The organism is Flavobacterium columnare NBRC 100251 = ATCC 23463 (assembly GCF_002530675.1).
GTDB lineage: Bacteria > Bacteroidota > Bacteroidia > Flavobacteriales > Flavobacteriaceae > Flavobacterium > Flavobacterium columnare.
Map to the genome: position 1 here is coordinate 1 of NZ_PCMX01000009.1, position 12777 is coordinate 12777.

Below are 12777 nucleotides of genomic sequence, written 5' to 3' on the forward strand. Positions count from 1 at the left end.
CAAACTCTTACTGTCTTTTCAGTTCTCCCGAGCTTCTTAGCGATATCACTATAATAAACATATTTCCCTTTCTTAATTAGAATCAAAGTCTTTACTCGGTCTTTCTTCAAAGAAGCTGTTGTCTTGACTAGTAATTTTTCTAAAAAATCAAGATCTTCATTTATTACTATTTGAATTTTCTTTGGCATACCTAAAATTATAAATTATTCTAGTAAAATTAAAATGGTATAAGAAATATCTACAACACCAATAACGATAAAAATGTTTCAATGTTAAAATCAGCCCATTGGTATAGAACAGTAGAAGAATCAGGATTTAAAAACTTCAACATTGTTCTAAATACAATAACACTCAATTATCAATCAATACTAAACTACTTTGATAATAGAAGTACTAATGCAGCTGCTGAATCTTTTAATGCTAAAATAAAATCCTTTGGAAGTCACTTTAGAGGGGTAAGAAAAATAGATTTCTTCTTATTCAGATTATCCAATCTTTTTGCATAATCCCCAACTTTTGTTCTTGATTCATAAAAATTAGTTTTTCTAATGCGTAATCTGGATTTAATTTATTTCGCTATCTAGGTCTTCTGATACCTAGAAAAACTGCCTTTCCGCGTATTGGAAAATCCTGAATAAATGTACGCTCACTAAAACCTTTTGATTCATATTCCTCTAAAACAAAGGGGAGGTTGTATAATATTCTTTTTATCAAAATTGATATAAAAGCAATCTTTTTAGTTTGAATATCTCTTAATTCTTTAGCTAGAAATAAAGATAGAATCGAAAATCAATTTACTTTTTTTGATGCAATTTACAATTACTCTCCAGATTTTTTATGTGAACCGAAATAACAAGATTACAATCTTTTAGACTCCTTTCCTCCTTCCTCAATTTTTAACCCATTTTTCAATCTTAGCTTCTAATAATGACAAAGGCAAAACACCCGATTCTAATACTTTTTGATGAAAAACCTTAATATCAAATTTCTCTTTCATCTGAGCTTGCGCTCTTTCTCGAAGTTCGATGATTTTTAATTGACCAATCTTATAAGACAATGCTTGCCCTGGAACTGCCATATAACGTTCTATTTCAGAAATAATACTTGTCTTACTTTCCGCTTCGTTTTCTAATGAATATTGAATAGCTTGTTCACGAGTCCAACCTTTGTAATGCAAGCCTGTATCTACAACTAAACGAATAGCGCGATGCATTTCATTCCCTAACATTCCGAAATATTGATATGGATCTTGGTACAACCCTAATTCTTTTCCTAAACTTTCAGTATACAAGGCCCAGCCTTCTCCATAAGCTCCAAACCAATTAAAACGTCTGAAGTCAGGAAGTTTTGTATTTTCTTGCTGCAAAGCGATCTGAAAATGATGTCCTGGTATTGCTTCATGTAAAAATAAATCTTCATCTCCGTAATAATTGTATTTCATTACATCAGGAATAGGTACATAAAAAATACCTGGACGAGAACCATCTGCTGATCCTTGTACATATTCTGCACTGGCTGTTTTTTCCCGAAAAACTTCTACTCTTCTGACCTCAAAAGGCGTTTTAGGTTGTAATGAGAATAATTTATTTACGTTGGGTTTTATTTTTTCATGAATTGCTTTAAAATTTGCAATTACTTGTTCTGGCTTTACAAAGGGGATTAATTCTTTTTTGTTTCGTACATACTCAAAAAAAGCAGTCATATTTCCCTTAAAACCTACTGCCTTTTTTATTTTTTGCATTTGATCTTTTATTCTTGCTACCTCTAACAAACCTAACTGATGTATTGCTTCGGGTGATTTATCCGTAGTCGTCCACATTTTAGCATATAGACGATATAAATTACCCCCATCTGGCAAACTTCCAATTCCACTACTGTTTCTTGATGCTGGCAAATATTCATTGCGTAAAAAACGAACCATTTTTTTGTACTGTGGAATTAATTTATGTTGAATAGATTGACTAAAATCTTGCTGTAATTCTTTTTTTACAGTTGCAGATAAGTTTTTGGGAAACATCCCAAGAGAAGAATAAAATATATTATTTTCTACTTTTTTTGTAATTTGTTCTTCAAACTGAGGAATAACCTTAAGGGTTAAGGCTTTAGGTAGTACCCTTTTTTCTTTTATTCCTTTTCTCATGTACACGATAGCCGAATCAATCCAAACGCTATAATTATCTATGCGTTTTAAGAAGTTTCTATAATCTTTTTCTGTTTTAAAAGGCTGAGCACCTGTTCCGCTTGCAAATTGAGTCATGGTTAGATGGGTTCCCCAAAACTGATGTAAAGGCATTAAATTAGCACGAGTTTTTAATACGTCTTTTAGAATATTTGTTTCCCATTTTATAATACCATAACTAAGTTGTTCCTCTTCATCAAGTGAATCAAAAGGAATTGAATCTAGTTTTTTTTGATATTTATTTACAAAATTGGCTTGTTTTTTACGATAAGAATTGGTCATTTCAAAAACAAACTGATCGTTGTATTGATTTTGTCCGTTTAATGTTGCGTTCAAAGGTTCTAACTCGTTTTTATCCTGAAAGTAGGCATCTGTTAGTTTCCTAAAATCCTGATCATCGTTTGATTTACAGCTAAAAATAAAAAATAAGCAACCTAAAAAAAGAATATTCCTTTTCATCCCATTAATTTTAAAGTGTATTGTGAATATAATAAAAAAAGAGGAGTTACTCCTCTTCTTCTTTATATTGTTGATTTTCTAATTCATTTAGTTTAGATCCTAGTCTTACTTTGGGTTTATCTTTAGTTCCTTCTATTTTTAGAGGAATTCCTATGATTCCCATGGGAGGTAATCCAAGGCGCATTTTTAAAGCCAGTCTACCATCTAAACTGGTTGTTCCTTCTATGCGCGGACGAAAACCTGCAATCTTAAATTTAAAACGATCTATTTCCATTAAGTTATTCTGTATACACGTTTTAATTTCAAAATCATTTACTTCTCCTGAATCAAAGCCACTATGTCCGGTTGAATTACCAACTGCCTTGAGAAGTTTAAACCCATTAAGTTTTACTTTTTTTACTCCTACAACACCGCCTCCTTGCAAAGATGGAAAAACAGGAAACATATCATCATTCAAAACGCCTTTTAATTGGTATTTTAAAGAAATTATTCCTTCAGCATTCGCGGCAGCACTTGCCATTTCTCTAAATAGTTTAACTTCTTTGTAGGCTTTTTTTACATCAAATTCTTCCACTGATAGATCCATTCCAAATTGAGCTCTTTTAGAAGTCTTGGCTTTATAATTACCAGTAAACATAACCGGACTATCAATAATTAGACAAGCTCCATTAGCTATTGTAATTTCTCCATTCTTTAACTTCGTTTTTCCTTGTAAGCATTTTATATTTAGATCCTCAAATAGAATTCGATCTACTGAGGCTTCAAAATCTAGATCAAGATTTTTAGGAAGCATTACGACCCCTTTTACATCTTTAGTTGAATTTTTATTAGGTGTGGTATTCACTATGGGTACCATCCATTCATTAACGTTTAGATAAGGTGTTTGTAACTGAAACTGTCCTTTTAAGACCCCTTTTTCATGTGTTAAAAAATTTACAACATTTTGTACATATCCATTAAATTTGAATAAACTATGCCCATATTTAGCATTAAAGTTTGTAAACTGTAGTTGATCGTTATTAAAAGTAAAAACCCCTTTTGTAATATAAAATGGCAAAGGAAGAAATTTTGAAGTTGTCCGAACATTTCTTAAATAAAACTGTCCTTTATTTAGCAATTTATTATAGTACCCAGCTTGTGCATCACTTTGTCTCCCTTTTAAATAGATAGCTCCTTGAGCAAATCCTTCAATTGTATATTCTTTAACACCAAATACTTTATAAATTTTACCAAAATCAATTCCTCCATTAGCACTCACTTGGTACTTAGCGTTAGTCAGATCACTAATATTGGCCTTAATAGTTAGAGGTTGTCCCTCAAAAAAGAAACGGAGAGGTTTGACTAGTACTTGTGTTGTTTGCAAGTTGTTTTTAACATTTAAATCTACTATAGCATCTATCTTTTGGATAGGATTTGGATAATATGGCGTTTTTAGATACCCATTTTTCAACTTACAAAATGCTTGGGTCAAAGGTAATTTATTCTGCTTCGTATCTAGTATTCCTTGTATATTTAAACGAGTCTTAAGATCTCCTTTTAATTCGTACTCAGGCAGAAATCCAACCGCTTGATTTAAATAATTCAAATCTAAATCAGCATCTAAACGAGCATTTATCTGAGGTTTAGACAGACCTACTGTTTCCATTTTTCCTTTCAGATAACCTTTTCCTACTCCAAAAGTAATCAAAGGTATTTTTACAGACAAGAGTTCTGGATTGAGCTGAGGCAATTGAATATGTAAATCGGTATTAAATCTTTCTAAAGGAAAGGGAGCCCCCTCGTATTGAATGAATCCGTTTTTTAGATTCAGATCAAGCTTCATGTCTGGTTTTTTATTTTGATCTGTAATAAAATCTCCTTTTAAAGAAAGCACTGCATCTGTCGTTCCTTTTAGAGTTGTTTTTTCCATCCAAGTAATCAACTTGGGAGGTAAAGCGGTAAAGATGTCTTCTAAATTACTATTTTGGGTTTTAACCAAAAAGTTCATTCTGTAGCCGTTGGGTAAGAAATCGAAATTACCAGTAAAATCTACGGGTAATTTATTAATCATTAAATTATCTTGCTGAAATACAAATGCTAAAGATTGTGTATTAACTTTAGTAATTAGATCCGCATTAACTTTTTTGTTTTTCAGGTATTCTTCTCCTTTGAAAATAAAATCAAAAGCATCAACACTTGCTTTGGTTTTTATTTCAAAAATTTTGTTTTTCAAACTTCCATTACCAAAATAATCAAACCCTAATGCGTCAACAACTATTTGGGCTGAGGCATCATTGTACTTTATATGAGCATTCTTAATAGCTATTTGTTTTAATTCAATAGAGGTATCTTCTTCTTTACTTGTTTGATCATTTTTTTTGCTTTCATACACATTGTAATTAGCATGTCCTTTTTTATCAACTAATACATTAATTTCGGCATTATCTAAAAACAATTTATTGATGTGTATTTTTCCTTTAAAAAGTTCTTGGATATCAATACCAAAAGCAATTTCATCTGATTTAATTAAGTTAATTCGTTCAAATGGAGCTGCTCCTGTTAGTTGAAAATCATCAAAAGAAAGAGTCAACGCTGGGAAATGTTCGATAATAGAAAGATGTGCATCTGAGAAATTGATATTTCCCTTTATATGTTCATTAGCATATTCTTTTACTTTTTGAGTAATAAAATCGGGGAATAAGAAGGGTAGCCCAATTACTCCTAAGACAACAAACAACAGACCTATAATTAGCCATTTAATTTTTTTAATATACTCTAGCATACATTTATTCAAAAAGCCTCTTTTAGAGGCTTTAGCTTACATATTTTTTAAATTAATTATTTCTTGATTGGTTAAAAATCTCCAATTTCCACGGGGTAGATTCTTTTTTGTTAAACCTGCAAAAGCTACGCGATCTACTTTCAAAACATTATAATCTAATGATTCAAATATAGAACGAACTATTTTTACATTTGATGTCTTTATTTGTAACCCGATTTCTGATTTAGGTAGATTTTCTATATAAGATACCTCATCTACTAGTATCTTATGTTCATTGATGTACAATCCTTTTTGAACTTTTTCTAGATCTTCATATTTCAGATTGCGATCTAGAGTAATTTGATAAATTTTAGGAGAACGTTGATTAGGTTGTGTAAATTTACGAACCATATCAGTATCATTTGTAAATAATAACAACCCTGTAGTGGTTTTATCCATACGTCCGACAGGCTGCATTTTAGCTTTAGTTGCACCTCGTATTAAATCAAGTACATTATTAGCATTTAGGTCTTCTTCTTTTGATGTAGTAAATCCTTTGGGTTTATTTAACACGATGTATTCTTTTTTTTCAGGAGTTACAATACTTCCATCAAAGTTTACGACATCGCCTACCTTTACTTTATATCCCATTTCGGTTACTACCTCTCCATTTACTTTTACATTACCCGATTGGATATAAATATCAGCATCTCGTCTTGAACAAACCCCGGAATTAGAAATATATTTATTTAGGCGAATTTCCTCCTCTTCTAATGAAGTAACTGGTTTGGGCTTACGTTCAAATTTAGGCTTGCCATTTGTAAAACTTGATTTTTTAAAATTAGGTTTAGCACTCCCTCCTTCTCGTTTACCAAAAGTAGGTTTTGTATTCGATCTTTTATTATTTCCTCTTCCTTTTATCATCACGACTATATTTTTTTTGCAAAGATAGTCAGTAAATTAGAAAATTAAATTCTGTAAATAGAAATATTTAACTATTAAATATTTTTTTAATATGAAGTAAAACCGCTGGATCAATCAAAACAATACTAAAAACACCTGTTACGATTAAAATTTTCATTATCGCGTGTAAATAAACGTAATCAGAATGCTTAGAAGATTTCCATAATTGTAGTACAAAAAATATTAAAACAATCATACTTACGTAGAAATAAACGTCCATATATCCTACATTAAATTTTTCAATTAAAATATAAATAGGAACAATCGTTAAAAACGCTAGAATAGTAATAATATATTTTGATGTTTTTTCACCAAAACGAACAGGAATTGTTTGGTAGTTTGTAGCAAAATCTCCCTTGATATTTTCTAGGTCTTTGATCATTTCTCTAATCAAAATCAGCAATAATAAAAAAGAGGCGTGAGCAAATATAACGGCGTAAAAGTTCTTAAAATAAAGTAGGATTCCAAAAAAAGGGAGAACTGTTAGTAAAGAAGCCGTTAGGTTACCAACAATAGAGTAGCGTTTGAGTTTGTGGGAATAAAACCAAATTAAAAAAATATAAACTGCATAAAAAAAAGAGGCACGCCAAGAAACGATTAAAGCTAGTCCTGTAGATAAAAAATTCAACACGAAATAGACTTGTAATTTTGTTTTTTGGCTTACTAATCGATCTAGCATAGACTTATTGGGTCGATTAATAAGATCTTTTTCCGAATCGTAAAAATTATTAATTATATATCCCGACGCAATTACTAAAGCGGATGCAAAAACCAACACAAACAAACGCCAATCTAATAAGAGTTCTAAGGCTCTTTTTTCAGGTGCTAATATAAAAATGGAAGCGAAATATTGTGCCAAAACAATAATGGCTATATTATATCCACGAACAACCGAAATAAGGCTTACGATTTTTAATAAAAAGATTTTTGTTTTGCGCGTTATCATCTATTTAGTTTGAATATTGAACAGCTAAAAGTCTTGAGTTTCATTTGCTCCTAACCAAATATCAAACTAAAATTGATAAACGACTTCTAACTTATACTCTTTTAGTGCTGATTTTGCTTTTTCAAGATCTTCCGTAAACCCGAGTATGTATCCACCACCACCTGAACCACATAATTTTAAGTAATAGTCGTTGGTTTCTATTCCTTTTTGCCAAACCGTATGAAACTGTTCTGGAATCATAGGTTTAAAGTTGTTTAAAACTATTGTAGAGAGCTCTTTTGTATTTGTAAAAAGTGATTTCACATCCCCTTTTAAAAAATTTTCAACACAAGCATCTGTATATTTAATAAACTGCGATTTTAGCATTTTACGGAAGCCTTCTTCTTTTAGTTTTTCCATAAAGATGCTTACCATAGGTGCTGTTTCTCCTACCATTCCTGAGTCTAATAAAAACACAGCTCCTTTACCTGTAACACTTTGTGTTGGAATACCTGTTGCTTCTATATGATCTTTTGAATTAATTAATATAGGCAAGCTCAAATAACTATTTAAAGGATCTAAACCTGAGCTTTTTCCATGAAAAAAAGATTCCATTTGTGAGAAAATAGTTTTCAGTTGTAATAATTTTTCTCGGGTTAGATTTTCTAAGACAGTTATTTTGTTGTCTGCATATTTATCATAGATGGCAGCTACTAGAGCTCCGCTGCTTCCCACTCCGTATCCTTGAGGAATACTTGAATCGAAATACATTCCATTCATGACATCTTGCTCCAAAGCTTTGGTATTAAAAGTAACCAAATGAGGCTGTTCTTCTGCTAACTCTTTTAAATAAACTGCAAATTTCTTTAGACTTTCATTGGACTGTAATGCCTCTTCGGATGCACTCCCATCTATCTTAAGTGCACCATTATAAAAATTATAAGGAATAGCTAATCCTTTTGAATCTTTAATAATTCCGTATTCACCGAATAATAAAATTTTTGAGTAAAAAAGGGGTCCTTTCATATTTGAGCTATCTTTTTATTTATTTGGTCTGTATTTTGCTAAAATAGTCACGATAAACTTTATTTCTCTGATTTTCTATGAAATAGTCATTTATTCTGTGCTTATCTGTTTTAAAAAACTTCTATAATTCAAAATTTTCTTTGTTTTATCAACGCTTTGCCTTTAAAAAATCAATCCTATTACTGAATTTCAATCTGCTTTTTGACCTCATCATACAAAGCATTTTTACCTAGTTCAACACACCTCTTTTTCGTTGTTTTAAAAATCAGACTATCACTCTTTTTTTGTAGTTCTGAATTATTCTACAGAAAATCTTATGGATATTGTTTTTTCTAAATAATTTATCTCTTTTAAAACAATCTTATTTACTATAAATAAAATAGATTATAAAGATACGAATTAAATTGATATAGCGCCTATGCCAATTTCATCGCAAATATATTGTTCCTTTTGACAATATCTAACCAATTCATTGTTAATAAATTCTAAAACTTGTTTTTTTACGTGTATAGGATACAATAGATGTACATTTGCTCCTGCGTCAAGTGTAAAACAAACGGGAATATGGGTATTAGCTCTAAAACTCCAGATTTTATTAATTATTTCTAATGTATTAGGTTTCATTAAAATAAAATAAGGCATAGAGGTCATCATCATAGCGTGCAGGGTTAGTGCTTCACTTTCAACAATTTCAATGAATTTTTCTATATTTCCAGTAGCTAATGTTTCTTTAATTGCTGTCAAATTTTGATGAGCTTGAGCAAAACGTTGTGCAGCAAATGGATGTCTGTGCATTAAGTCATGCCCTACTGTGCTGGATACTTGTTTTTCTTCTTTATCGACTAACAGTATGGTGTCTTGATAATTATTAAAGTTTTCATGTAGCGTATTGTATTCAACGCCATATAAATTTGAACTCATACCTGTATCGGTGTGTTCTCCCCAAATTACCACTTTTCCTTTTATACTTCTACAAGCACTCCCAGATCCTAATCTAGCTAAAAAAGAAGCTTTTTGAAAAAAGTACTCATCTGTTATAGAGGGATGTATTAATTTTTCTAAGCTCATAATATTCATGGCTAATGCTGCCATTCCTGATGCAGAAGAGGCAATGCCTGAACTATGAGGAAATGTGTTCGTGGTATCTATCGTAAAATGAAATTCTTTTAAATAAGGGCAGTATTCTAGAATTCTTTCAAAAAACTTTTGAATCTTGGGTTTAAATGTTTCTTTAGGGTTGCCTTCAAAAAAGAAATCAAAAGAAAAAGTTTCAGTGTTTTCTTTTTTAACAAAGGAAAGTTTTGTAATCGTTTTACAATTATTAAGCGTAAAACTTATAGAGGGATTGGCAGGCAATTGCTTCCCTAGTTTACCCCAATACTTCACTAATGCTATATTACTTGGAGCACTCCATTGAAAATCTCCTTCGGTGAATGATATCGTATAATCCGATACAACAAAATCCTTTTCAGAAAACATATTTTAATTTTTTAAGCCGCAAAGATACGTTTTATCCATAAACTAAAATTCTAAATTTTTAGCAATAATAAATCCTCCTGTCCAAGCATTTTGAAAATTGAATCCTCCTGTTATAGCATCTATATTTAAAATTTCGCCAGCAAAATAAAGGTTTTTAAAGCGTTTACTCTCCATGGTTTTAAAATTTACTTCTTTCAGATCAATTCCTCCTGCGGTAACAAATTCTTCCTTAAAAGTACTTTTCCCATTTACCGTAAATTCCGCTTGGGTAAGTTGTTGAACCAAATCTATTAATTGTTTTTTAGACAGATCAGCCCATTTTGTATCGGGTGTTATACGGGCTGCTTTTAAAAAACTTTCCCACAATCGTTTTGGGAAATCAAAAGGGCAAAATTTATTGATTGAGCGTTTTAAATTCCCTTCTTTAATTCCTTTTAGATCTTCCAAAACTGTATCAAAATCTAAATCATTTAACCAATTGACTTGTAGTACAAAGCAATATTTCAACTCAAATAAATCCCTTGCTCCCCAAGCTGAGAGGCGTAATATTCCTGGACCGCTTAACCCCCAATGAGTTATTAATAATGGCCCCGATGCTTTAAGCTTAGTTCCTTTTACTCGTACTGAGGCATGAGCTGAAACACCCATTAAATCTTTAATACGTTCATCTTTTATATTAAAAGTAAATAAGGAAGGGACTGGCTTTATGATCGTATGTCCTAAATTTTGGAGTAGATCCCACATTTTAGAATTACTTCCTGTAGTCATTATTACCTTGATCGTTTTAAAAACTTGTTGATTAGTGGTTATCTTCCAATAGTTTTCTCCTTGAAAAATATCTTGCACGCTATGTCCTGTAAATACATCTATTTTTAATTTTTTAGCGGCAGATAAAAAACAATCTATTATAGTTTGTGAACTATCTGTTACAGGAAACATTCTACCATCTTCTTCTGTTTTTAAAGTCACGCCATGTTTTTCAAACCACTCGATAGTATCACCACTACAAAACTGGTTAAAAGGCCCTTTTAATTCTTTTTCACCACGAGGATAAAACTTAACCAGATCATTGGGTACAAAACAAGCATGGGTTACATTACAACGCCCTCCTCCTGAAATACGAACTTTAGACAATACTTCTTTACCTCTTTCTAAAAGAGCTATTTTTAGTTGAGGGAAATTTTCAGCTATATTAATTGCTGAAAAAAAACCAGAGGCACCACCTCCTATTACTATTATATCGTAATTTACTATCATACTCTATCTGGGTAGTCTGTAATAGCTACCTCAACTCCCTTTTTTTGACAAAAATAGTATCTTCTAGAGAATTTACAGTATAGGGATGAATCTGAATTTGATGATCATACGCTAATTTTGACAAATTACCCCAAAAAGCATTTCTCTTAGCACATATCTTTAATGAATATAGACTAACTAATTTATAGTTTAATAGTATATATAAACAATAAATGAAGAAATGTAGTATATACAAGTCAATTCTTTTGGTCTTCAACAAAGACTCAATTCTCTTTTTTGCTATATCTTCTTTGTTTTCGTATCGTTATTTTTAAGAAAAAAAACACATTAAATATTCGTGAATGTTATTGACTTATTAAGATTTTATACTCCCAAGGTTGAAAATCACATTCTGATTCGTTTTTAATATCTATTGATTTCTTTTTTAAAAATTCTTCAAAATGTCCAGAAATAGGCCATTTTAATTTTTGCTTTTTATTAGATAAGTTGGCTATAAAAAAGAGTTCTTGATGATTTTTTTTTCTTTTACACATCCAAAAAACTCGATCATCATTTGTGGTAATTCTATGGTAAGAGGCTGGTTTTTTTCCTGTATGTAAAAAGGAGTTTGTTCTTTTTAAGTCTTTTAGTCTTTTGTATAGGGGCATCATTTTTCCTTCTTGATGCAATAATGTGTCTTTTTGATAAGCGCGAAAACGTTTATGTGAATCGTATTCTTGACCATTATAAATTAAAGGGACTCCATTAAGAATATAAGTAACTACTGTCATTACTTCTACAGCTTGCCCCATTCTTTGATACTCGGTATCATTCCATATATTTTCATCGTAATTACTGATAAAATGCAATCGCATTTTATCTTTTGGAAAATCTTTTGCTTCTTTTTCTAGATAGCGGTCAAGATCTAACACATTCATTTTAGACTGGGCAATACCATTTAAAATATGGTGTGCTTCCCAAGCATATTCTACATCAAAAGCGTTTTTCAGTAAACTTTCTTTTTCTGCCTCAGCGATCATTAAAAGAGGCTTTATTTTTTTTAATTCTTTTGCAGCTCGTTCCCAAAAAAGAGTTGGAACTTCAGAGGCTACTTGGCAACGAAAACCATCTACATCAAATTTTTGCACCCAATATTTCATTTCATCTATCATAGCAAAATGCAAATCAGCAGAAGCATAATTTAACTGAGCAACATCTATCCAATTATACGGAGCAATGGGGGTTCCTTTTTTATTTTTTATATACCATTCGGGATGTACAGTAATCCAACGATGATCCCAAGCTGTATGATTAGCCACCCAATCTAAAACAACGTACATACCATTCGTATGTGCTATTTTAATTAGATTTTTTAAATCAAAATCTGAGCCATATTCTGGATGTATTTCCTTATATTCTTTTATGGCATAGGGATTTCCTTTTGTTGTTGTTTTGGCCAAGGGGTCTTTTATTTCCTCAAGAGTAGTAGTATGAGTAATTCTTCTTTTTAATTCACCTATTTCTTGTACGGGCATTAACCAAATAATTTTAATACCGATTGCTTTCAACTTAGGAATATCTTTAGTAAAAGCATTAAAAGTTCCTTCTGCGGAGTAATTTCTAATATTTACTTGATAAATAATTGCATCTTGGGTAATTTTGGGATCTAAATAGGTCATCCTCTTTCTAGGCACAATTATCTTTTGAGCCTCTTGATTACAAGCTGTTAATAAAAAGAGTATTCCTAAATAAACCACAATTTTTTTCATT

9 protein-coding genes and 1 pseudogene are annotated in these 12777 nt (G+C 31.1%); 1 reads left to right on the plus strand and 9 read right to left on the minus strand.

Features of this window, described 5'->3' with window-relative positions; translation table 11 throughout:
• Window positions 1-188, minus strand: a pseudogene (locus B0A78_RS14655) (helix-turn-helix domain-containing protein); the annotation flags it as partial.
• Between the two features lie 48 nt (window positions 189-236).
• Here B0A78_RS14655 and B0A78_RS01705 point away from each other — a divergent pair.
• Entirely contained in the window at window positions 237-506 is a 270-nt protein-coding gene (locus B0A78_RS01705) for a transposase (protein WP_225556204.1), read from the plus strand.
• 383 nt (window positions 507-889) lie between these two features.
• Here B0A78_RS01705 and B0A78_RS01715 read toward each other — a convergent pair whose 3' ends face one another.
• From B0A78_RS01715 to B0A78_RS01750, 8 genes are all read right to left on the minus strand, one after another.
• Window positions 890-2638 carry a DUF885 domain-containing protein gene (locus B0A78_RS01715; RefSeq protein WP_065212984.1) on the minus strand — a complete coding sequence of 583 codons (1749 nt, stop codon included), beginning with the start codon at window positions 2636-2638 and terminating at the stop codon, window positions 890-892.
• Window positions 2639-2684: 46 nt separating this feature from the next.
• On the minus strand, window positions 2685-5399 hold the full coding sequence (locus B0A78_RS01720; protein ID WP_014164971.1) for an AsmA family protein: 2715 nt from the start codon (window positions 5397-5399) through the stop codon (window positions 2685-2687).
• Between the two features lie 36 nt (window positions 5400-5435).
• A complete protein-coding gene (locus tag B0A78_RS01725; RefSeq protein WP_014164972.1) occupies window positions 5436-6302 on the minus strand; it encodes a pseudouridine synthase in 867 nt (288 codons plus the stop codon).
• A gap of 67 nt (window positions 6303-6369) precedes the next feature.
• Window positions 6370-7287, minus strand: a complete 918-nt coding sequence (locus B0A78_RS01730) for a geranylgeranylglycerol-phosphate geranylgeranyltransferase (protein WP_014164973.1) — start codon at window positions 7285-7287, stop codon at window positions 6370-6372.
• A 66-nt stretch (window positions 7288-7353) separates the two neighbouring features.
• Entirely contained in the window at window positions 7354-8292 is a 939-nt protein-coding gene (locus tag B0A78_RS01735) for a mevalonate kinase family protein (protein WP_014164974.1), read from the minus strand.
• A 399-nt stretch (window positions 8293-8691) separates the two neighbouring features.
• Window positions 8692-9771: a diphosphomevalonate/mevalonate 3,5-bisphosphate decarboxylase family protein gene (locus B0A78_RS01740; RefSeq protein WP_065212982.1), complete on the minus strand. Its 1080-nt coding sequence runs from the start codon at window positions 9769-9771 to the stop codon at window positions 8692-8694.
• Between the two features lie 42 nt (window positions 9772-9813).
• Window positions 9814-11028 (minus strand): BaiN/RdsA family NAD(P)/FAD-dependent oxidoreductase, encoded by a 1215-nt coding sequence (locus B0A78_RS01745; protein WP_014164976.1) that lies wholly within the window; start codon window positions 11026-11028, stop codon window positions 9814-9816.
• Between the two features lie 344 nt (window positions 11029-11372).
• Window positions 11373-12776, minus strand: coding sequence for an alpha-amylase family glycosyl hydrolase (locus tag B0A78_RS01750; RefSeq protein ID WP_014164977.1), 1404 nt, complete (start codon window positions 12774-12776; stop codon window positions 11373-11375).
• Window position 12777 lies beyond the last annotated feature (1 nt).

Coding starts and splice junctions, on each gene's coding strand:
- B0A78_RS01745 (WP_014164976.1), bottom strand. CDS start 11,028: ATGATAGTAAATTACGATATAATAGTAATAGGAGGTGGTGCCTCTGGT.
- B0A78_RS01725 (WP_014164972.1), bottom strand. CDS start 6,302: ATGATAAAAGGAAGAGGAAATAATAAAAGATCGAATACAAAACCTACT.
- B0A78_RS01740 (WP_065212982.1), bottom strand. CDS start 9,771: ATGTTTTCTGAAAAGGATTTTGTTGTATCGGATTATACGATATCATTC.
- B0A78_RS01730 (WP_014164973.1), bottom strand. CDS start 7,287: ATGATAACGCGCAAAACAAAAATCTTTTTATTAAAAATCGTAAGCCTT.
- B0A78_RS01715 (WP_065212984.1), bottom strand. CDS start 2,638: ATGAAAAGGAATATTCTTTTTTTAGGTTGCTTATTTTTTATTTTTAGC.
- B0A78_RS01750 (WP_014164977.1), bottom strand. CDS start 12,776: ATGAAAAAAATTGTGGTTTATTTAGGAATACTCTTTTTATTAACAGCT.
- B0A78_RS01735 (WP_014164974.1), bottom strand. CDS start 8,292: ATGAAAGGACCCCTTTTTTACTCAAAAATTTTATTATTCGGTGAATAC.
- B0A78_RS01720 (WP_014164971.1), bottom strand. CDS start 5,399: ATGCTAGAGTATATTAAAAAAATTAAATGGCTAATTATAGGTCTGTTG.